At 72.1% G+C, this 20,546-nt stretch carries 17 protein-coding genes and 7 pseudogenes; 11 read left to right on the forward strand and 13 right to left on the reverse strand.

Annotation, left to right across the window (positions count from 1 at the left end):
* Positions 1-116: 116 nt before the first annotated feature.
* Both Q8A52_RS10920 and Q8A52_RS48975 read right to left on the reverse strand, forming a co-directional pair.
* A complete protein-coding gene (locus Q8A52_RS10920; RefSeq protein WP_316750542.1) occupies positions 117-428 on the reverse strand; it encodes a hypothetical protein in 312 nt (103 codons plus the stop codon).
* Between the two features lie 202 nt (positions 429-630).
* Positions 631-909 (reverse strand): annotated as a pseudogene (locus Q8A52_RS48975) (AarF/UbiB family protein); the annotation flags it as partial.
* On the opposite strand from Q8A52_RS48975, the gene Q8A52_RS10925 reads away from it, so the two are divergent.
* A complete protein-coding gene (locus tag Q8A52_RS10925) occupies positions 896-1,261 on the forward strand; it encodes a hypothetical protein (RefSeq protein WP_316750543.1) in 366 nt (121 codons plus the stop codon). The pseudogene Q8A52_RS48975 and the gene Q8A52_RS10925 overlap by 14 nt on opposite strands.
* On the opposite strand, the gene Q8A52_RS10930 is transcribed toward Q8A52_RS10925, so the two are convergent.
* From Q8A52_RS10930 to Q8A52_RS10955, 5 genes and pseudogenes are all read right to left on the reverse strand, one after another.
* The gene (locus tag Q8A52_RS10930; protein WP_316750544.1) at positions 1,228-2,745 is read right to left on the reverse strand and encodes a lyase family protein; all 1,518 of its coding nucleotides are present in this window, start codon (positions 2,743-2,745) and stop codon (positions 1,228-1,230) included. The genes Q8A52_RS10925 and Q8A52_RS10930 overlap by 34 nt on opposite strands.
* Before the next feature lie 24 nt (positions 2,746-2,769).
* On the reverse strand, positions 2,770-5,106 hold the full coding sequence (locus Q8A52_RS10935) for an FAD/NAD(P)-binding protein (RefSeq protein ID WP_408649185.1): 2,337 nt from the start codon (positions 5,104-5,106) through the stop codon (positions 2,770-2,772).
* Positions 5,107-5,209: 103 nt separating this feature from the next.
* Positions 5,210-6,295, reverse strand: a pseudogene (locus Q8A52_RS48980) (acyl-CoA dehydrogenase family protein); the annotation flags it as partial.
* Positions 6,296-6,613: 318 nt separating this feature from the next.
* Positions 6,614-7,048 carry a 3-deoxy-7-phosphoheptulonate synthase gene (locus Q8A52_RS10950; RefSeq protein ID WP_316750546.1) on the reverse strand — a complete coding sequence of 145 codons (435 nt, stop codon included), beginning with the start codon at positions 7,046-7,048 and terminating at the stop codon, positions 6,614-6,616.
* 217 nt (positions 7,049-7,265) lie between these two features.
* Complete coding sequence (locus tag Q8A52_RS10955) at positions 7,266-7,841, reverse strand: 4'-phosphopantetheinyl transferase family protein (RefSeq protein WP_316750548.1); 576 nt, start codon at positions 7,839-7,841, stop codon at positions 7,266-7,268.
* A 318-nt stretch (positions 7,842-8,159) separates the two neighbouring features.
* Here Q8A52_RS10955 and Q8A52_RS10960 point away from each other — a divergent pair, with 318 nt between their 5' ends.
* Positions 8,160-8,687, forward strand: coding sequence for a hypothetical protein (locus tag Q8A52_RS10960; protein WP_316750550.1), 528 nt, complete (start codon positions 8,160-8,162; stop codon positions 8,685-8,687).
* Here Q8A52_RS10960 and Q8A52_RS10965 read toward each other — a convergent pair.
* A complete protein-coding gene (locus Q8A52_RS10965) occupies positions 8,640-9,176 on the reverse strand; it encodes an RNA polymerase sigma factor (protein WP_316750552.1) in 537 nt (178 codons plus the stop codon). The genes Q8A52_RS10960 and Q8A52_RS10965 overlap by 48 nt on opposite strands.
* A 527-nt stretch (positions 9,177-9,703) precedes the next feature.
* On the opposite strand from Q8A52_RS10965, the gene Q8A52_RS10970 reads away from it, so the two are divergent.
* Positions 9,704-10,285, forward strand: coding sequence for an RNA polymerase sigma factor (locus tag Q8A52_RS10970; protein ID WP_316750554.1), 582 nt, complete (start codon positions 9,704-9,706; stop codon positions 10,283-10,285).
* Positions 10,282-10,794, forward strand: a complete 513-nt coding sequence (locus tag Q8A52_RS10975; protein ID WP_316750555.1) for a hypothetical protein — start codon at positions 10,282-10,284, stop codon at positions 10,792-10,794. Before Q8A52_RS10970 ends, Q8A52_RS10975 begins: the two co-directional genes overlap by 4 nt.
* 156 nt (positions 10,795-10,950) lie before the next feature.
* Here the strand turns inward: Q8A52_RS10975 and Q8A52_RS48985 are convergent.
* From Q8A52_RS48985 to Q8A52_RS10990, 3 pseudogenes are all read right to left on the reverse strand, one after another.
* Positions 10,951-11,040: pseudogene (locus tag Q8A52_RS48985) on the reverse strand (LLM class F420-dependent oxidoreductase); the annotation flags it as partial.
* 146 nt (positions 11,041-11,186) lie between these two features.
* Positions 11,187-11,386: pseudogene (locus Q8A52_RS10985) on the reverse strand (ATP/GTP-binding protein); the annotation flags it as partial.
* Positions 11,387-11,649: 263 nt separating this feature from the next.
* Positions 11,650-11,896 (reverse strand): annotated as a pseudogene (locus Q8A52_RS10990) (hypothetical protein); the annotation flags it as partial.
* 262 nt (positions 11,897-12,158) lie between these two features.
* Between Q8A52_RS10990 and panD the strand changes: the two are divergent.
* From panD to Q8A52_RS11005, 3 genes are read left to right on the forward strand one after another with little or no spacing between them, the layout of a single operon-like run.
* Entirely contained in the window at positions 12,159-12,578 is a 420-nt protein-coding gene (gene panD / locus Q8A52_RS10995) for an aspartate 1-decarboxylase (protein WP_316750557.1), read from the forward strand.
* Between the two features lie 33 nt (positions 12,579-12,611).
* Complete coding sequence (locus tag Q8A52_RS11000; protein WP_316750559.1) at positions 12,612-12,956, forward strand: GNAT family N-acetyltransferase; 345 nt, start codon at positions 12,612-12,614, stop codon at positions 12,954-12,956.
* Positions 12,956-13,660, forward strand: coding sequence for an aspartate/glutamate racemase family protein (locus tag Q8A52_RS11005; RefSeq protein WP_316750560.1), 705 nt, complete (start codon positions 12,956-12,958; stop codon positions 13,658-13,660). The genes Q8A52_RS11000 and Q8A52_RS11005 overlap by 1 nt, the downstream gene beginning before the upstream one ends.
* Before the next feature lie 432 nt (positions 13,661-14,092).
* Here the strand turns inward: Q8A52_RS11005 and gndA are convergent, their stop codons facing one another.
* The gene (gene gndA, locus Q8A52_RS11010; RefSeq protein ID WP_316750562.1) at positions 14,093-15,532 is read right to left on the reverse strand and encodes an NADP-dependent phosphogluconate dehydrogenase; all 1,440 of its coding nucleotides are present in this window, start codon (positions 15,530-15,532) and stop codon (positions 14,093-14,095) included.
* Positions 15,533-15,922: 390 nt separating this feature from the next.
* Between gndA and Q8A52_RS48990 the strand changes: the two are divergent.
* Together Q8A52_RS48990 and Q8A52_RS48995 are read left to right on the forward strand one after the other, a co-directional pair.
* A pseudogene (locus Q8A52_RS48990) lies at positions 15,923-16,129 on the forward strand (transglycosylase family protein); the annotation flags it as partial.
* A gap of 168 nt (positions 16,130-16,297) precedes the next feature.
* Positions 16,298-17,047 (forward strand): annotated as a pseudogene (locus Q8A52_RS48995) (M23 family metallopeptidase); the annotation flags it as partial.
* Here Q8A52_RS48995 and Q8A52_RS11020 read toward each other — a convergent pair.
* Positions 17,037-18,311 (reverse strand): DMT family transporter, encoded by a 1,275-nt coding sequence (locus Q8A52_RS11020; protein ID WP_316750565.1) that lies wholly within the window; start codon positions 18,309-18,311, stop codon positions 17,037-17,039. The pseudogene Q8A52_RS48995 and the gene Q8A52_RS11020 sit on opposite strands and share 11 nt — an antisense overlap.
* Before the next feature lie 210 nt (positions 18,312-18,521).
* Between Q8A52_RS11020 and Q8A52_RS11025 the strand changes: the two genes are divergently transcribed.
* Entirely contained in the window at positions 18,522-19,298 is a 777-nt protein-coding gene (locus Q8A52_RS11025; protein ID WP_316751022.1) for a (2Fe-2S)-binding protein, read from the forward strand.
* Positions 19,299-19,336: 38 nt separating this feature from the next.
* Positions 19,337-20,506 carry a glycogen synthase gene (gene glgA / locus Q8A52_RS11030; protein ID WP_316750567.1) on the forward strand — a complete coding sequence of 390 codons (1,170 nt, stop codon included), beginning with the start codon at positions 19,337-19,339 and terminating at the stop codon, positions 20,504-20,506.
* Positions 20,507-20,546: the final 40 nt, after the last annotated feature.

A 20,546-nucleotide genomic window follows, 5' to 3' on the forward strand; every position in this document is an offset into this window, starting at 1 on the left:
GGCGCCTTTCAGGGGCCGTCGGCGGCCCTTCCTGGGGCCTTGGGCGGGCCCGTCCGAGGGCCGTTTTCGGGGTTCATGGATAGAGAGGCGGAAAGCGGCCTTCGCACTCCCCGCGATCACGTCTCTTCCTGGAACCCCGGCAGCCGGCGCTCGGCCTCGGCGCGGAAAGGGATCTCGCACTTGAGTTGGCACAGCACGGCCGTGGCGGCCCGGGCGGCCGGGTTCACCAGCACGTACTCCAGCGGCAGGTTGAAGCGGCGCAGCATGCCGCCCTCCCGCGGGTCGAGCGCCTGCGCCACCTCCTCGTGCAGCCATTCCCAGGTGAATCGGTAGCTTTCCCCGACCGAGGGAGTCGCGATCGGCAGCAGGAGGGGGCCGAGGGCCGCGGGGGCGAGGGCGGCCCCGGCCTTCAGGAACCCCTCCGCCACCAGGAGTTCGTGGGCGGCGGCCTCCCGGTCGCCCCGATGGGCGAGGCGGCTGAGCGCGCCGAGCGAAGGCGGGAAGCCCTCGGGTAACTGTTTGACGGCGCCGAAGTCGATGACGCCGAGCCGCCCGTCGTCCAGGACGCGGTAGTCGCCCGGTATGCGGGTCGGCGTGCAGCAGGCCGGCCCGGCCCGGCCCGGAGAAGAGGAAGCGGGCGTAGCGCAGGCCCGCGGCGTCGCGCTCGGACTGCGAGCCGTCGCGGATGACGGCGGACAGCGGGACGCCGTCGATCCACTCGGTGACCAGCACCCGCTCGGTGAACGCGGCCACCTCCGGGACCAGGATCTTTTTGTCCCCCCGGTAACCGTGGGCGAAGGCCCGCTGCGCCCGCGCCTCCAGCCGGTAGTCCAGTTCCTCCGCGACCCGCCGGCGCAGCTCGTCAAGGATCGGGTTGACGTCCAGGTGCGGGGTGATGACCGAGAACATCAGCCGGCCGCGCCGGGAGTCCAGGGTGCGTTCCAGACGCGCCGGTTCGGCCTGGGCGAGGACGGGGTCCAGCGGCTGGGAACGGCGGGTGACGCCCACGCCCGTCGGCGTGGTCCAGCGCCGGGTGGCCGCCGCCGTCGCCGCGGTGAAGGCCGCCGCCGTGGGGCGGTCGGCCGTGCGGGCGGAGGCCGCCGTCAGGGTCGGTGTGGTCGGTGCCGCCGTCATCGTGTGGTCCTTCTGCGTAGGTCGTGGGGGCCGCGTCGGTCCGGTCGGTCTGAGGTGGTCTCGTCAGGACTGGCGGTCCTCGGGCTCGGCGCGTCAGGCCGCGCGGCAGCGGCGGGTGGCGCGGTAGCGGGCGAGGGTCAGGTCGACCGCGAGGCCCGCGGCGCCGGTGTAGTGTGCCGGGGCGCACCAGGCCCGCAGCTGCCGCGCGTCGTGGCGGCCGGTGAGTTCGGGGGCCTCGGCGAGGACGTCCGCGAGGTGGCGGCCCTCGTCGGCCGCGCGTGCGGACGCCCGGGCGACCAGGCTCTTCGCGGCGCTCCGGCCCAGGGCGGGCGACAGGAGTGCGGCGAGCCGCTCGGACACCACCAGACCGTTAGTGAGGCCCAGGTTGGCGCGCATCCGTTCGGGGTGGACGAGCAGGCCCTCGGCGAGTTCGGCAGCCGTGTGCGCGGCGCCGCCCACCAGCCGCAGACACGCGCGCAGCGGCTCCCACTCGGCGTGCCAGGCGCCTGCGGGACGCTCGTCGTCGACGACGGCCGCCTGGGCGAGACCCGCGACGAGCCCCGGCACCTGGTAGGCCGTCGAGCGGATCAGGGCGGCCAGCGCCGGGTTGCGCTTGTGCGGCATGGCCGACGAGGCGCCACGCCCTTCGGCGGCTGGCTCGGTGACCTCCGCGCACTCGGTACGGGACAGCAGCTGGACGTCGGCCGCGAAGGTGCCGAGCCCGGCCGCGGTGAGGGAGAGTGCGGCGGCCAGGTCGGCGATGGGGGTGCGGACGGTGTGCCAGGGAACCTCGGCGCTGGTCAGGCCCAGCTCGTTGGCGAAGGCGACCGGGAGCCTGCGGGCGTAGTCCTCGCCGTTGCCGTCGGCGTCGGCTTCCGAGCCGGACTCGGCGGGATTCGCGGGCTCGACCGTCGCCGACGGGCCGTACAGGCGGGCGTAGGCGAGATAGCCGGCGAGCGTGCCCGCCGCGCCGCCGAGTTGGACCGGCAGGCCGGTGTCGCAGATCCGGCCGAGCCGCTCCTGGGCGTCCAGGACAGCCTGGAGCCAGCCCGCCGCCTTGAGCCCGAAGGTGGTGGGCACCGCGTGCTGGCCCAGGGTCCGCGCGGCCGTCGGGGTGTCGCGGTGGGTCTCGGCCAGCCGGGCCAGGGCGGCCGCGACCCGGTCCAGGTCGGCCAGGACGAGATCGACGGTGCGCGCGGCGACCAGCATCAGGGCGGTGTCCAGCACGTCCTGGCTGGTTGAGCCCTGATGGACGTAGTGCGCGGCCTCGGGGTCCTCACGGCCGACGGCCTCGGCGAGCATCCCCACCAAGGCGACGACGGGGTTGGCCGCCGCGCGGGCGCGCACCGCCACCTCCCGGAGGTCGAAGCGCTCCGCCCGCGCGGTGGAGGTGATGAGGGCGGCCGCCGACGGCGGCACGGCGCCGAGCCGGGCCTGCGCCCGGGCCAGGGCGGCCTCCGCGTCGAGCATGGCCTGCAGACAGTCGGCGTCGGAGGTCGCGGCCTCGGCCGGGGAGCCGGCCCGGACCGGGGAGAACAGGCCCGCATCCGCCAGGTACGTTACGGCGACGGGGCGAGCACCCGGTTCGAGGGCCGTGGGGACAACAGTCATTTGGTCTTCCTCTCGGGAGTCGGGTCAGGGAGCCGACGCCGCGGCGCGCGCCTCCGGCGTCGGCGCCGTCGTCGGTGTCGGTGTCTGGGCGGGTGTCCGCGCCGGTGCGGAGCGGGCGGGCGTGGGCTGCTCAGGGTCTGCCGACGCGAAGTCCAGCAGGGCGAGCGCGATGGCGTCGGCGTCGGCGAGGATCACCGAGTTCACGCCGGGCCGGATGCCGGCGGCCGTCACCCAGTGGACCGACTCGGTGGGGACGCCGTAGGCGAAGCGACGCGGATGGGCCGTGCCGTCGGCGGTGATCACGCGGTAGGGGCGGCCGGTCACCGCGAGGCCGCCGGTCTCGTAGTCCCCGTGCTCGGCGTCGCGGATCACATAGGGGCGGCACTGGCCGGTGGCCGTCAGATGACGCAGCAGCGGGTCGGCGGTGCGCCGCAGGTCGGGCTCGGGCAGCCGCGCTTCCACGAGGGCGGTCGCCGTGACCCGGTGCCCCGGCACGCTGGCCGACTCCGCGACGAAGATCCCGTCCCGCTCGTCGGGCCGCACTGTCATGCCCGGACCGACGAGGTGCAGCACACCCGCCTCGACGAGGGCGATCAGCTCCTCGATGCGCTGCGGGGGCGGACCGATGGACAGGAACGCGTTGAGCGGGGTGTACCAGCGCTCCAGGTCGTCGCGGTGGGAGCGGCCGGCCAGTCCGCCGTGGTCGACCACGAGCCGGATCTCGTTGCGCAGGTCGCGCAGCACGTCGAGGGCCGCCTTCAGCGGGCCGTCCACGTTGCCGGTCGCCGACTCGGCCAGGTCCCGGCGGAGCGTGCGCAGCAGCCAGGCCCGGTGGGCGGCCGCGGTCGGGAAGCTGTTCTCGCCGTACGGGCGTGCGACGCGCTGCCAGTCCCAGCGGTCGCCCTCGGGAATACCGAACTCGGTGAGCAGCGCGGCCTCTTGAGGCGAGCGCCAGGGCGCGCCGAGGGTGCGTGCCGTGAACCTTCGGGCGTCCTGGGCGCGGCCGCTGCGGGTGAGAAGGGCCGCGTAATAGACCGTCTCGACCTCCTTGGCGATCAACGGCCACAGGTCGCGGACGAAGTCCAGCCCGCGCCGGTCCGCGGCGCGGCGCAGCTCGGCCAGTTTCGCGGGGATCAGCAGCAGGGGACGGTGACGGCCGTGGGCGCCCTTCTGGTTGCGGCCCCGGGAGTGGTAGGGGACGCCGCGCCGGGAGCCGGCGTACAGGGTGGGCTCACGGCCCGAGGGACGGTAGACGAGGCGTCCGGTTCCGGCGTCCCGCTCGAAGACGCCACCGCGGCCGAGGGTGAACAGCGCCATGTGGTCGAAGAAGTTGAGGCCGAGTCCGCGCAGCAGCACGGGGGCTTGGGGGAGCACGGCCCGCAGGTCGAGGTCCGCCGGGTTCGCGGGACGAAGGTAGACGAGGGAGTGCCGGGCGGCGAAGTCGGCGAGCCGGTCCTGCGTTGAGTCGCCGTGCAGCGGGAGATGCCCCTGGGCGAGGACGACCGCGTCCAGGTTGCCGATCCGGGTGCCGTTGGACAGGGTGACGCTCTGCAGTCCGCCGGGGCCGTCCTGGAGGCGGACGGCGCGCAGGGGGTGGACGACGACCCGCACGCCGGACGGCGCGCCCCGCACCACGCGCCGGAAGACCCACTCCAGGTAGTGGCCGTAGAAGGCGCGAGTCGGATACGAGTCCGGGGTCAGCTCCCGAGCCTGCGTCAGCACGTCCTCGCCGACGGGGGCCGTCGGCTGCGGGCAGTGCGAGGAGGCCAGCTGCCTGGCCCACTCGTACAGGCTCGGTCCGGGCGCGATCTCGCCGGTCATCTCCACGGTCGGGTCCGTGAAGAGGGTGACCTGCGAGGCGACTGTGTTCATCAGCAGGTGGCGCGACTGGTCGGTGCGCCAGACCCGGCCGGGTCCCGGACGGCCCGGGTCCACGACGTGCACCGTCACGGCGACGTCGGCGGCGTGCGCACGGGCGTCGGCGCACAGCCGCTCCAGCACGCTGAGGCCACGGGGTCCGGCACCGATGATGCAGACCCTGAGCTGTCGTTCGCTCACGTCACGTCTCCGCTTTCCGGTGAGGGGTGGTTCCAGGACTGCCTGGACGCCGAGGTCGCGGCCGATGACCTCCCTCATGACCTCGTTGGAGCCGCCGTAGACGGGGTGCACGCGGTTGTCGACGAAGGCCTTGGCCACCGGCGTCTCGCGCATGTAGCCGCAGCCGCCGTGCAGTTGGACGCAGCGGTCGAGGACGCGGCGCCGCACGTCGGTCGCCCACTCCTTGGCCTTGGCCGCGCCCACCGCCTCGAGCCGGCCCGCGTTGTGCTCGGCGACGGTCCGGTCGACGTAGGTGCGGGCCACGTCCAGCTCGGTTGCCGAGCAGGTTTGCAGCCGGGACGCGCATCTCGTCGAAGAACAGCTCGGCGGTGTCCTGGGCGGCCATGCCGATCTTCTCCAGCTTGCGGCCCCTGGTGAACCCGGGCATCCCCCGCTCCACCACGAGCAGGCTCAACTCCTTTGCTCTGCTGCCCGGTTCGGTTCGGGCGACCACGATCACCAGATCGGCGTGGATGCCGTTGGTGATGAAGGTCTTGGCTCCGCTGAGGACGTAGGCGTCGCCGTCGCGGCGGGCGGCGGTGCGGACCGCCTGGAGGTCGCTGCCGGCCTCGGGTTCGGTCATCGCGATGGCGGTGACGGTCTCGCCCGAGCAGAATCCGGGCAGCCAGCGCCGTTTCTGCTCCTCGGTATCGAGGCCGAGCAGGTAGGGGGCGACGACGTCGTTGTGCAGCGCGAAGCCGATGCCGGTGGCGCCAACGCGCTCGGTCTCCAGGGAGGCGAGCGTGCCGGCGCAGGTCCGGGCGTGCACGAAGGAGAGGTGCTTGGCGTTGAGGTCGTTCGACGAGTACTGGTCCCGGAAGATCGTGATCATCGGGGCGACCATGCCGAACAGCGACCGCGTCGAGTGCGCCGCCACATTCGGCGCGCCCGTGGTGCCCGAGGAGTGCGTGACGACGAACCACTCGTCCTCGCCCCGCGGATTCACCGTGTGCGGCAGCCGGTCCTGGAGCGGAACCGTCCACTTCTCGTCCGTTTCCTCGAGGCACAGGACGTCGCGGGTCAGCAGGCGAAGCGCGTGCCGGTGCTCGACCAGCCGGGACGGCCCGAGGGAGTCTAGGAGGAGGTGAGGGTTTTCCAGCCGGGCGAAACACTCGAGGAGTTCGCCGCTTTCCATCGCGGAGGAAAGAAGTGCGGGCAGCGCGCCTATTTTGCCGAGCGCGCACATCTCCGCCTCGACCTCGATGTGGTTGCGCTGCACGACGGCCGCGACGTCTCCGTGACGAATGCCCGCGGCCCACATCCGGTCGGCGTAGTCGTCGATGGCCAGCCCGAAGCCCGCGAAGTCGCGCATCTCACCGTCGTACGTACGCCAGGGAGCGCCGGAGAGGAACGGTGTTTCGGGGAGCTTTTCCGCGGCGACCGACGGAAGGATTCCGAGGGATGCCGTGGGCTGGGGTATCGCGTCGAGATTCAGCGCGGATACGTCTGGCATGCAAAATTCCCTCTGCGCGTGACGATGTCGAGGAAACACTCAAAACGTTCAACGGGTGCTCGGTGGATGGCCATGAGCAGCCGACACCAGATAAGAGTCGCCGCATCGCTCGCACACTCCACCGATTCTCGGGAAGTTTTTCGGAGCACTGCATTCCGGAGCTGCGGTTACACGATTCGGGGACATCGTGATTCCGCCGCCGGACATCATGGAGTATGTGCTTCACATGAAAAAACCCGGCCTACCAGCACGGACGCCGACACCGGCACGGGCACGGGCTCCCGCGCCGAGGGCATCGGCGCGGGAGCCCGTGCCCGCTCAGCGGCCGAACAGCTCCCGCACCGCCTTCGCCACGTGCCGGGTCTTGTGGCCGCCGACGGCGGTGTAGGTGTTGCCGTGCACGGGGTCGCAGACCCACTCCACCGGGTGCCCCGGCGACGCGACCCGCTCGACGAGCGGCGGCAGCGCGGCGCGCACCCGCTCCGCGCCCATCCGGGAGATCAGCACCGGCCGTCCCGGCTGCCGGTCCGGATCGAGCAGCGCGCTCAGCCGGGCCGGCCGGTCGGGGTCCGTGCCCGGCCCCACCTTCAGCGCCACCGGATTGGCCACACCGGACAGGAACCGCACGTGCGCGCCGTCCGGCCCGCAGGTGCGGGCGCCGATCCAGGGCAGGTGGGCGGACAGGGAACGGTCACGGCCGGGCGTCGCAGACCGCGGATGCGGCGTCGCCGAAGCGGCCGACGCGCACGCCATGAACCGGACGAGCGAAGAGCACGGACGGCGCGAGCCGGACCGGCGGCGGACGGAGAGGGCGTGCACAGGACCGGTGAAGGACGCGGACGGTGTCCGGAGGGATGGAGCGCACGGGCGGCGTGAACCGGACGAATGGCGAGCGTGGACGGCGTGCACCCGACGAACGAAGGACGAGGGCGGCGTGAGCCGGTCCAGTGGGGAATGAGGGGCGGTCGTCTCAGAGATCACCGTCCGCGGCGACCGCCCAGCTCAGGACGCCGTGCGTCAGCCGCCGCACGCTCACCCGCACCAGGGGCGCGCCGGGCAGGGAGGTGACGAGGTAGCCGTCGGCGTGCGCTTCGGGGCGCAGGGAGCGCAGGCCCTGCAGGCCGTCGCCCAGCAGCGGGCCGAGCGCCTTGAAGGCGGCTTCCTTGGCGGAGTACATCGCGCACAGCAGGCGCCGCGCCTCGGCAGCCCTGCCCAGCAGCCGCTCCTCCTGGGCGCTCAGCACCAGGTGCCCCGCCTTGAGGGGCAGTCCGGCCAGTTCGAGGTCGACTCCGAGGAGGGGGAAGCGATCCGCCGGGGCGGCCACGGCGACCGCGACGCCCTCGGAGTGGCTGAGGCAGGCCGAGACGCCCTCGGCAGTCGGGGCCGCGGTCCGTCGGCCAACACGGCGCCGGTCCGCCGACCGGCGGCGCGCACCGCGCGGTGCAGGGCGCTGCGGCCGACCAGGAAGTCGGCCCGCGCCGTGCGGCATCCCCTCGGCCGGCCGGCGTTCCGCCCCGGCCACCGCCACGGGCGGTCCCTCGTGCACGGAGGCCGACGCGAAGCCGAGTCCCGGTAAGGGCGGCCCGAGGTGTGCGAGGGCGCGCGGCAGCACAAGGAGCGTCCCACTCGAATACGCGATGCTCTTTCCCCATCCCCGGATATGACGAACCCGGACGACTCGAGTCGTCCGCCCGAGCGGCGTCGGTTTTTCCCGGACCGAACTCTCGAACCGAGACGTAATTCAGCGAAGTCTCGTGAAGCAAGAGGCGGCAGCGGCCGCGGACACTCCATGCCTTTGCCTGGACTTGACCGATCAGTACGACGGTGCGAATCTCTCGCATACGACACAGAGGGAGACGGAACCATGACGGGTGCCGCGCACAATGGCTGGCCGACAGCCGAACTCGATCCGCTGCGGCGGTTGCGGGTCCTGGCCTCGACCACCAAGCACCCGATCTACGCCGAACGGCACTTCGATGTCCCCTTCGATGCACTGTGGTCCGTGACGTCCGATCTGGAGCACGAACTGCCGCACATCATCCCGGGGTTGCGTTCCTTCACTGTCATCGGCTCCGAAGGCGAGCGGCTCGAGGGCGAGGCGGTCAGCGCTTTCGGCCACCGGGAGCGCTTCGAGGTGGTGCTGCGCCCCGGGTGGTGCCTGATGCAGAGCCGGGTCCTGGTCAGCGGGATGGCTGCCGCGCCGACCGAGACCGGGTGCACGTTCGCCTTCTTCAGCAGTCCGCGCTTCCCCGGCGGGGAGTTGGTCGGACGGCTGCGCAGTCCCGGAGCCGAGCGGCGTTCGGCCCGGCTCCTCGACCGGCTCGGGCAGCGGCTGGCGGCCCGGTCAGTCCCAGGCGGTCCGGAAGGACTGCCGCGCCCGGAACAGCCGTGACCGGACGGTACCGACCGGTATCTCCAACGCCTTGGCGACCTCCTGTTCGCTGAGTCCCTCGACGTGACGTAACGTCAGAACCGCGCGGTGCTCGGGCGCGAGGCGCCCCATGGCGTCGGCGATGTCGGAGGCCAGCAGCACGTCCTCGGGCAGCGGCTTGTCCTCCCACTCCACCAGCACGGTGTGCTGGCCCTGGCGACGCTTGGCGCACCTCACCGCCTCGCGCACCGCGATCGCCCGCACCCAACCGAACAGCGAGGCGGGAGACTTGAGCTGCCGGATGCTGCAGAAGACGGCGATGAGCGCTTCCTGCGCCGCGTCCGGCCCGTCCTGGAGTGCGACGGGCCCGCAGATGCGGCCCACGTACGGTTCCAGGACCCCCAGCAACTCGTCCATCGCCAGCACGTCGCCGCGCTGTGCACCTTCCACCAGTCGGGCCAGGACCTCCAGGTCCCGGTCCGTCGCGTACGACCCGCCCGCTTCGGTCACAGCGCCCCCCATCGACCTCTTGGCTGGACGCATGAGGGGACTGCCCGCATTTGCTCGAAGATCTGCTTTCGTGCCGGACTCGCCATTGAAATCACGAGGAGATCTCTGTTCCACGATGAATCGACCCCCGTCGACGGTGAATTCATCTCGATACACGCGCGGGCAACCCTAGCAGGGTGTGAAGAATCCCGGGAGTTTCCTCGCGCGGGGATTATTACGTGGTCAGACGCGGTCCTGGATCAATTATCGACTGTCTTTCTTGTCCTTCTCTATCCGCGCTCTATCCGCGCTGCGTCCGGCCGACGCCGTCGCGGTCGGCCCCGCGGCGGCGGTGGAGCGGTCTCCGCATGTCATGGAGAGACGCCCCGGAGGCCGAAACACTCCCTCGGAACAATCATTTGAGGTCAGTTGCGGTTCGACAAGGAGTACCAGCCGACTACCACCCCTCTGTCCATCTGAGAGTCGGCATCGACCTCAGGACGCCGACGACACCCCCGTGCAAGGCAGTTGAGGGAGGAGAACGGCCTATGAACCCGACCGACACCGGCACGCTCAGGCGTGAACCGGTCCCCCGGAAGCCGTCCCAGGAGGAGGACCCGTGGGAGGCCGCGGCTCTCCTGGTGAACGCCCCGCAGTCGGGTGACCTGCCGGCTCTCACCGATCTGCTCGACCTGCTCACGCCCTACGTCGGCAGGCTCTGCCGTTCCATCGCGCCGGCCGACGGCGCGGACGCGGTGCAGGAGTCGCTCATCGCGGTGTTTCAGGGGCTGCCACGGCTGAAGGACCCCCGCGCCCGCTACGCCCGGGTAGGCACCATCACCGTCCGCGAGGCGGTCCGGGTCGCCCGGCGCGCCGCACACGAGACGCCGGTGGGCGAGGTGGACGACCTCGCCTTCCCGGGCGGTCGCGACAGCGGCCCCGAGATCGCCGCGGAGGTGCGCGACGTGCTGCGCCGGCTGCCGAGCGAGCACCGCGCGGTGCTGGTCCTGCGCGAGCTGGAAGGGCTCGACGAGAGAGCGGCGGTCCGGTTGCTCAACGTTTCCCTCGGCACGGTGAAGTCCCGGCTGCACCGCGCCCGTCACAACTTCCGGAAGGCGTGGGCACGATGACCGACCGGCCCGTCACCGAACTCGACCCCGTGCGCCGCCTGCGCGTCCTGGCTGCGGGCCTGAACGCCGTCATGTACGCCGACGCCCATCTGGACCTGCCGTTCGCCGACGTGTGGGCGGTGGCAAGCGACCTGGAGGTCGAACTCCCGTACCTGCTGCCGATGTTGCGGGCCTTTCGTACGTCGCCGGGGGCGCCCGGGGCGTCGGCCCGCAGCAGCGCCTGGGCGTATGGCCCGTTCGGACACCGCGCGCGGTTCGACATCGTGCTGCGGCCGGGCTGGTGCCTGATGCAGAGCGGCTGCGTGGTGCGCGGGATGGCCGCCGTCCCAGAGAGCGCCGGTACCCGGTTCGCGGTCCTGGGCGGCCTGCGTCGGAGCTGGACGACACCGGCTCAGCGCGCCCTGCGTCCGCTCGGCAAGGTCCGCGGCCGCCGCATGATCGCCCGGGCCGAACACCGCACCGTCCTCCGCTACCCGCCGGACCGCCGGCCGATGGAACCGACGGGTTGAGACGCCGGCCCGGCCGGAGCAGGACCGCGCCGCGAGGTGGGGGAGGGGAGCGGGGTGGAGCCCCGGTGGCGGACGACCACGCGGCTGGGCGCGGTGCCGGGGCTGAGAAGCCCCGGGAACCGGACGCAGCCCGCCCCCGCCCGCCCCCGGCCCGGTCTACGGCAGCTGTGCCTGCACCTGGGCGGAGATCAGCTCCAGGTGGTCCAGGCCGTGCAGGTCAAGGAGCTGGAGGTGCATCCGCCGGGAATGGCCTCGGCGTGCAGGCTGCTGCTCAGTGATCTGCTGGCCCAGACGCCCGGTGCGCTTGTCCATCTCGACCGTCCACTCCTGCAGGAAGCTGTGGGGTAGCTGTCGCGCTTGCTTATTGATCTTGGGTGTGACCTGCTGTTGCTCGACTGACTCATACGGGCGGTGACGGGGATGCCGAGGTAGCGGGCGCACTCCCCGGCCAGGGTCTTGGCGGTGGCGCTGGGCGGCACCGGCACGTACGCCACGGGCACACTGCCGTCGCCCGGGGCGCGCGGCGTGTGTGGGCGAGGTGGCAGGTGTGGCCGACCTGTAGCAGCGCTGTGGTCTTGCCGGTGGTGGCCGGACGGGAGTTCGTCGAGCGCCAGTGCAGAAAGGTGGGGACGCGGGCCGTGTCAGGCAGTCCTCTTCTCGGGCTGGTCGGCTGTGCCTGGGCCATGCCGCTCGACGCTTCGCTCGCCTGAGCGATGAGGCCCGCGCCGTGGTGGGGCCACTGGGGCGCGGGCTGAGGCGGAACCGGCGGACGTCGAAGGTCGGCCCTCGACGGCCATGACGACGTCCGGAGCTTCCTGCACCTGTGGTGACATTGCCTGCCGCCACCGTAGGCCAGGCGGCGTTTGCCCTGCTCACCATGGCATTGAGGCGCTTGTCGGCGGCGTGTTTGTGCCGCCGGACGAGGTAGCGGCGCAAGATGCTGCACGGAGCCTTGTGGGCAGGGTGGTCGGTGCCGTCGAGGGCGAGTAGCGCAGTGCCGTGAACCGGGCCGCAATCCGGTTGAGCCAGGAGCTGTTGGTCGGGGTGCAGGCGATCTCGACGTCCTTGGTTTCGGTTCAGTCCACGACCTGCGACAGCGCTTGCCGCCCACGACGTGATGGAGATCTCGCTGCGACTCCGGCCCACTGGTCCATATTCTGATCTTATTTGCTGACCGGGGGTGAGTGGGAGGGCTTGTAAAGCGTCTTCAGCCCGACTGGCGGTGTGTCAGAGAACTCAGCATGCGGTCAGTGTGAATCCTGCGACGGCTACCGGGTGCCAGCAGGCAAGTAAGCCTCTGTAGTCTAAGAGAACAGCCCTTGACCTGCAGAAAGCAGGCAGGGAGCGAATTTCGGGAGTGCTGAATGCTTCGTACCGTATTCAAGTCCAAGATCCACCGAGCCACCGTCACCCAGGCCGACCTGCACTACGTGGGATCGGTGACCATCGACGCGGATCTGCTCGACGCGGCCGATCTGCTGCCCGGTGAGCTTGTGCACATCGTCGACATCACCAACGGCGCCCGGTTGGAGACGTACGTCATCGAGGGCCGGCGCGGTTCCGGTGTCATCGGGATCAACGGCGCGGCCGCCCACCTCGTCCACCCCGGCGACCTGGTGATCATCATCAGCTACGCCCAGGTGACCGACGCCGAGGCGCGGGCGCTGGAGCCGCGGGTGGTGCACGTCGACGGGGACAACCGGATCGTGGCCCTCGGTGCCGATCCGTCCGAGCCGGTGCCGGGCTCGGACCAGGAGCGCAGCCCGCAGGCCGTCACGGCCTGACCGGCGGACGGACGACCAGGAGCGTGCGTGGCCATGAGTGACGTCGAGATCCGGGACGACCGGGCGGCGGGCCGCCTGGAAGCCGTCGGTGACGGCGAAGTGGTCGGCCGAATCGAGTACTTCGTCCTCGAGGCGCCCCACCGTGCCCTGGTCCCCGTTCACACGATCGTGGAACCGCCCCACGAGGGGAAGGGCATCGCGGGGTCGCTGAGCCGCGAGCTGTACGCCCTCGCCGAGCGCGAGGGCGTACCGGTGGCCTCCCTGTGCCCGTACGTCACCGAGTGGGCCGAACGCCACCCCGAGGTGGCCCCGACGCCCGATCCCGAGCTGCGGCGGGCCGCGAAGGAGTGGCTGGTGGCACATCAGGGCCGGTTCTGATGCCCGGAACGCTCGCCCTCCTGCACACCTCGCCCGTGCACGTCCCGGTCTTCGACGCCCTGCGCGACGATCACCACCAGGGCCTGGAACTGCGGCACTTCGTCGACGAAGGCCTGCTGGAGCGGGCCCGGCGGGACGGTCCCGAGGCGGTGGCGCCGGACGTGGGCGCCCTGGTGGCGCGGGCCGTGGCCGACGGGGCGCGGGCCGTGCTGTGCACCTGCTCGACCATCGGCGGGGTCGCGGAGGCGGCCGCCGCCGGGGCGGGGGTGCCGGTGCTGCGCGTCGACCGGCCGATGGCCGCCGGGGCCGTGGCGGCGGGCTCCCGTGTCGTCGTCCTCGCCGCTCTCGAGAGCACGCTCGGCCCGACCGCGGCGCTGGTCGAGGAGGAGGCCCGCCGGGCGGGGCGTGACATCACCGTGCGCACCCTGCTCGTCGAGGGCGCCTGGGCCCGTTTCGAGGCCGGCGACGACGAGGGGTACGTACGCCTGGTCGCGGCCGCCGCCGACGCGGTCACCGGCGCCGACGTTATCGTCCTGGCCCAGGCCTCGATGGCTCCGGCCCAGCGGCTGACGACGACCGTGCTTCCGGTGCTGTCCAGCCCGCGGCCGGGTCTGGTGGCGGGGGCCGAGGCGGTCGTGGGGGCCACGGCGGTCACGGCGGTCACGGGGGCCGAAGCGCAGGTCGGGGTCTACCCGAACTCCTGAGCATCCTCTTCCCGGCAAGGCCACCCGGGCCCTGGCGTTGCCGCCCACGGGTGAGTGGCGGAGCGGGCGTCGGGTAGGTGGGGGAGTAGTCCAGAGGCGATGTCGAGCGACTGGCCGGAGGACACCATGACAACCCCCTATCCGGACCCCGTCGGGCCCGGGCCCACCCCCGGCCCGGACCCCCAGCACCCGGAGCCGCCCCCCAACCCGGTCCCGGCCCCCGAACCACCGCCGGCTCCCCAGCCGCCGTCCCCGGAGCCCCCGCCCGGCCCCCGGCCGGCCCCGCCCCCGGAGCCGTCCCCGTCGCCGATCCCCCCGGGCCCCGAACCGGTCCCGAACCCCGAACCGGGCCCACCGCTCACCTGAAACACACCCGGCCCCGAGCCCTGGGGGCACGGGGCCGGGACGCTGCAAGGCTGCGCCGGGCGGTCCCTACGCGGACACCTCCGACCGGTCCCCGCCCCACAGCGTGTGGAAGGAACCGTCCTGGTCCACCCGCCGGTACGTGTGCGCCCCGAAGAAGTCCCGCTGCCCCTGCGTGAGGGCGGCGGGCAGGCGCTCGGCGCGCAGCCCGTCGTAGTAGGCGAGGGCCGCGGCGAAGCCCGGCGTCGCCACACCCTGGCGGGTGGCGGCGATCAGAACCTCGCGCCAGTCGTCCTGGGCGGCCGCGATCTCCTGCGCGAACGTCTCGTCGGAGAGCAGGCTCGGCAGGTCGGGCCGGGCGTCGTAGGCGGCGCGGATGCGGTCCAGGAAGGCCGCGCGGATGATGCAGCCACCGCGCCAGATCGAGGAGACCGCGCCGAGGTCGATGTTCCAGTCGTACTCGTCGCTGCCCGCGGCGATCTCGTGGAAGCCCTGGGTGTACGACACGATCTTCGAGGCGTACAGCGCCTGCTCCACCCGGTCGGCGAAGGCCCCCGCCTCCGACTCGGACAGCGCCGTGGGCTTCGGCCCGGCAAGGCCGCGCGAGGCCTCGCGCAGCGCCGCGTGACCGGACAGCGAGCGGGCGAAGACCGCCTCCGCGATGCCGGAGACCGGGACGCCGAGGTCGAGGGCGATCTGGACCGTCCAGCGGCCGGTGCCCTTCTGCTCGGCCTGGTCCACCACGACGTCGACGAAGGGCTTGCCGGTCGCCGCGTCCACGTGGGACAGGACCTCCGCCGTGATCTCGATCAGATAGGAGTCCAGACGGCCCGTGTTCCAGGTCCGGAAGATGTCCGCGATCTGCGCGGGGGAGTACCCGGCGACATCGCGCAGCAGCTGGTAGGCCTCACCGATCAGCTGCATGTCGGCGTACTCGATGCCGTTGTGCACCATCTTCACGAAGTGTCCGGCGCCGTCCGGGCCGACGTGCGTGACGCAGGGCGCGCCGTCCGCGGCCTTCGCCGAGATCTTCTCCAGCATCGGGCCGAGCGAGTCGTAGGACTCCTTCGGGCCGCCCGGCATGATGCTCGGCCCGTGCAGCGCGCCCTCCTCACCGCCGGAGACGCCCATGCCGACGAAGTGGATGCCCTGCTCACGCAGCGCCCTCTCACGGCGGCGGGTGTCCGCGAAGTGCGCGTTGCCACCGTCGATGATCATGTCCCCGGGCTCCAGCAGCGGGGCGAACTCCTCGATCACGGCGTCCGTCGGGCCGCCGGCCTTGACCATGATGACCAGCCGGCGCGGGCGCTCGAGAGCCGCAACGAACTCCTCGGCGGTCTCGGCCCCGATGAAGTCCCCCTCGTTCCCGAACTCCTCCACCAGCGCCTTCGTCCGCGACACCGTACGGTTGTGCACGGCGACCGTGTAGCCGTTGCGCGCGAAGTTCCGCGCGAGGTTGCGGCCCATGACCGCGAGACCCGTGACGCCGATCTGCGCTGAAGTGCTCATACCGCCTGCTCCTCAAAGATCCGGTGGATCCGCTGGATCCTGCAAAACAACAAGGGTGGTGCCGGGCGTGCTCGTCAGTATTGCCCTTCGACCATCCTGACGTGCCGGTACGGCGACCGCACATCCGACCCGCCGGGCTTGATTACGCACGGAAGGTGCCCAGCGCCTCAGCCGGTTCGGCCGATCCGGCCAACGAGGGCCGATTCCTGGCCACTTGCGGTGACCAGTGGCCCGATTGCCTTCTTGTCATGGCCTGTTCGCAGCGCTTACTTTTGCCCCTTCTGACGCATGTCGAGGGGGCTCTCCATGGCCGTACGCGGCCGGCACCGCCGGTACCAGCCGAACAGGATCAACCGCGCCTCACTCACCGTCACGGCGGGCGGCGCCGGAATGGCGATCCCGCTGGTGGCCGCCGGGACCGCCGGCGCGGCCGACGCGGCCACCTGGAACAAGGTCGCCGCCTGCGAGTCCAGCGGCAACTGGAGCATCAACACCGGCAACGGCTACTACGGCGGACTGCAGTTCACCCAGTCCACCTGGGAGGCCTACGGCGGCACGAAGTACGGCCCGCGCGCGGACCTGGCCACCAGGGACCAGCAGATCGCGGTCGCCGAGAAGGTGCTCGACGGGCAGGGCCCCGGCGCCTGGCCGGTGTGCTCGGTGCACGCCGGACTCACCCGGGACGGCTCCGCCCCCGATGTCCACACCGAGAGCGTCTCGACCCGGCCCACGAAGAGCGCACAGGGCGCCAGGGGCTCGGTGCGCGACGTACAGCCGCAGACCACGCCCCAGTCCCGGGCGGGCAAGGCGGAGATGTACACCGTCGTGCACGGCGACACACTCTCCGGCATCGCAGAGGAGCGGCACGTACCGGGCGGCTGGCACCGGCTCTACGCCGCCAACCGTACGACCATCGGGGCCGATCCCGATCTGATCCTGCCGGGGCAGCGACTGAACCTGCGCGGCAAGGCCGCCCCGGCGGCCGGCACCGACACCCACACCACGGCCAAGCCCTCGACGAAGAAGCCTTCTTCGAAGCAGTCCTCGAAGTCGGCTTCGGGAACGAAGAAGTCCTCGTCCGAGGGCACCCACACGACGTCCACGAGTGGCCACTCCCTGGTCGCCCCGGTCAACGCCGCCATGGGCACGCCCTACCACCAGGCAGGTTCCCACTGGTCGAAGGGCTACCACACCGGCGTCGACTTCCCCGTGCCCACCGGCACCTCCGTGCGGGCGGTCGCCGCCGGACATGTGGTCGCGGCCGGCTGGGGAGGCTCCTTCGGCTACCAGGTCGTCATCCGGCACGCCGACGGGCGCTACACCCAGTACGCCCATCTGTCGGCCATCTCCGTGAAGGCCGGGCAGTCGGTCTCCGCGGGCCAGCGCATCGGCCGCTCGGGCTCCACCGGAAACACCACGGGCCCGCATCTGCACTTCGAGGTGCGGACCGGACCCGGTTTCGGTACGGACATCGACCCGGTCGCCTATCTCCGGGCCGGTGGCGTCAGGATTTGACCCTGATGCGGTGCCGGTTCACGACGGGCAGCGGTATATAGACGCCCGTGTAGAAGGGGCTGAAGGTGGGCGGGAGGATGTAGGGGTCCGAGGGCTCCTCGCCGTCGTTGCGCGTCCCGTCCGCCGCCGGTACGAGGACGTCGTCCAGGACGGTGTCGTCGAGGACGGTGTCGTCGAGGACGGTGTGGACGTCGAGGACGGTGTCGTCCAGGATCTCCTCCAGGGCCGCGTCGGCAGGCGCCGCGTCCTCCAGGGCCGCCAACTCCCGCAACTCCTGGAGGTCCTCCAGCTCCTCCAGGGCCGACGCGACCCGCTGCTGGGGCAGGACGACCGACGGCGTACCGGCGGGTGCCGGCTCGGCGAGGGCGAGCACGGGCGCGGCCTCCGCAACCGGGGCCGATCCGGCCTCGGGCAGCGGCTCCGTCGTACGCGGGGAGTGCTCCAGCCGCTCCGTGGTCAGCAGGATCAGACCGCCCGCCGCCACCACACCGCAGCTCAGGGCGAGCGCGGTGCCCGTGGTGCCGTAGCGGAAGCTCTCGCCGAACATCGTGATGCCGACCGCGGCCGCCAGCACCGGGTTCACCACGGTCAGGGTGGCGAGCGGCGCCGCGAGGCCGCCGGAGCGGTAGGAGGCCTGCGACAGCAGCACACCGGCGACCGCGAACACACCGATCACGGCCAGGGACGGCAGGTCCGCGAGGGTGACCCCGCCGGTCCAGTCGACGGCCACGGTCTTGGTGAACACGGACGACATGCCGAAGGCTATGCCGGACGCGGTGGCGAGCAGCATGCTGCGCACCGCCGGGTGCCGGTGCGCGGCCCGGCCCGCGAGCATCAGCGCGACGACCGCGCCGCCGGTGACCAGGGCCACCGCCACGCGCTGCGGCGTTTCGAGGGACCGGGCGTCGGACGAGCCGACCAGGGAGAGCAGACCGGCGAGTCCGACCGTCGCCATGATCGCGCCCCGCCAGGCGGTGGCTCCGGCCTTGCGGCCGACGAACAGGGCCGCCATGGGCAGTGCGAACACGATGGTCAGCGCGCCCAGCGGCTGCACCAGACTGAGGGGGCCATAGGCCAGCGCCACCACGTGGAGCAGCCCGCCGAGCCCGTTCAGCGCCAACGCCGCCCACCAGCTGAGGCGGCGCAGCGGCGCATACTGCTCGTCGGGGGAGGACACCGCGACCTGCTCCTGCACGATCGCTCCGCCCGCGTACGCGACGGCGGAGACGAACGACAGCAGCACGGACAACGCGAGGGCGCTCATGAGCTGTTCCTCTGCGTGAGGCCGGGGCCCTGAGCCCGGTTCGACGAACGGTCTGCTTCCATAGCCAACACTCTGCCGTGTCGAGTTCTTCCCGTCGTCGTACCTGAGCAGGCAATGGGTCCTACTGCCGATGGAGTACGCCGGGACCCCGATCATCCCCAAGGTGGGCGACACAGGGTGGAGACCCTCGGGGACGCGCTGCTACCGCCCCTGGTACTACTGCTGCTCGTGGACCTCGACCCCGACCTTGCCGCGCTCCGCCCGCTCGGCGGCTTCTTCGTCCTACGCACGGCAGGAGGAGCGGCCGCGGCAACACCGGGAGAGCTGCCCACACTTGCCGAAACCTACGAAAAAGCGACGGCGGACGTTCGTGACAATGCGCTGACTTTCCGGGTCGAGACCGTCGCACATCGTCTCCGCACCCGGGAGTCCCGGGTGGCGGCGTCAATCGCCCACCAGGGGCTCGCGGCCCGCCTGTGGTCGGCGGCCCTCGGCTGCGCCGCCCTGTACGGCCGCCTCCCCGACCTGGACGCCCGCCTGCTGCGCTGGGACGCGGCCGCCGTCGCCCCCGACGACCTGTGGCTGACCGAGCTGCGCCCGCTGCCCGGCGACCCCGGGCTCGCCGCCACCCTCGCCGCCGCCGTGCTGCGGGACCATCTGGAGCCCCTAGGGGAAGCCCTGAGAGCCCGGCACGGCCTCGCGGCCGGCCTCCTGTGGGGCAACGCGGGCTCGGCGCTCGCCGGAGCGGCCCGCGAGCTCGACCGGTGGGCCCGCGGCAACGGCCGCGACGACGTGGCCGACCGGGCCCGGACGCTCACCGCCGGACTCTTCACCCACCCCCTTCTGAAGGACACCGGCTCCCTCACCGGCACCTCCTTCCGGCGCCGCAGCTGCTGCCTCTACTACCGGGTGCCCGGCGGCGGGGTCTGCGGTGACTGTTGTTTCACTCGGCCACCGCGCTCTTCCCCGGGCGCCGCATCTGGGTGACCATGAGGGGACCGGCCGGTGAGACCAGGGGGTTGCAGGTGCGAGTGGGACTGCTGAGCCGGGAGTACCCCCCGGACGTGTACGGCGGCGCGGGCGTCCATGTCGAGTTCCTGGCAAGGGAGTTGAGGTCGCTGGTCGACCTCGAGGTGCACTGCTGGGGCGAGGGCCGCGGAGTGGGCGTCGTACGCCACCGGCCCTGGTCCGCGCTCGACACCGCCAACGACGCACTGCGCACCTTCTCCGTGGACCTCTCCATCGCCGCGGCCCTCGAAGGCCGTGAGCTCGTCCACTCCCACACCTGGTACGCCAATCTCGCCGGCCACGTCGCCAAGCTCCTGTACGGCGTCCCGCACGTGATGACCGCGCATTCGCTGGAGCCGCTGCGTCCCTGGAAGGCCGAGCAACTCGGCGGCGGCTACGCCCTGTCCGGCTGGGCCGAGCGCTCCGCGATCGAGGCCGCCGACGCCGTGATCGCCGTGTCGGCGGCGATGCGCGAGGACATCCTCGGCTGTTACCCCGTGCTGGACCCGGCGCGGGTCCATGTCGTGCACAACGGCATCGACACCACCCTCTACCGGCCGGACCGCGGCACCGACGTCCTCACCCGCGTCGGCCTGGACCCGGACCGCCCCTTCGTACTGTTCGTCGGCCGTATCACCCGGCAGAAGGGTGTGCCCCATCTGCTGCGCGCGGTGCGGCACATCGACCCGGCGGCACAGGTCGTGCTGTGCGCGGGCGCGCCCGACACCCCGGAGATCGACCGGGAGTTCCGCGACCTGTTCCAGGAGCTGAGCCGGGTCCGCGAGGGCGTGCACTGGATCCCGCAGATGCTGCCGCGCGCGGACGTCATCCAACTGCTCACGCACGCCGCCGTGTTCGCCTGCCCCTCGGTGTACGAACCGCTCGGCATCGTCAACCTGGAGGCGATGGCCTGCGGCACGCCCGTCGTGGCCTCCCGGGTCGGCGGGATTCCCGAGGTCGTCGAGGACGGGGTGACGGGCCTCCTCGTCCCCGTGCACAAGGAGGGCGCGGACCCCGGGGAGTTCGAGGCGGGCCTGGCGCGGGCACTCGACTCGATCGTCGGCGACCGGGAGACGGCCCGGCGGATGGGGGAGGCCGGACGAGAGCGCGCGGTGGGCGAGTTCGGCTGGGACACGGTGGCCCGCCGCACGGTCCGGCTGTACGAGGAGATCCTCAAGCAGGCTTAGTCCGCGGCGCGCTGGGGCAGGCATGGGGGCAACCAGGGTG

Source organism: Streptomyces herbicida (genome assembly GCF_032656585.1).
Classification (GTDB): domain Bacteria; phylum Actinomycetota; class Actinomycetes; order Streptomycetales; family Streptomycetaceae; genus Streptomyces; species Streptomyces herbicida.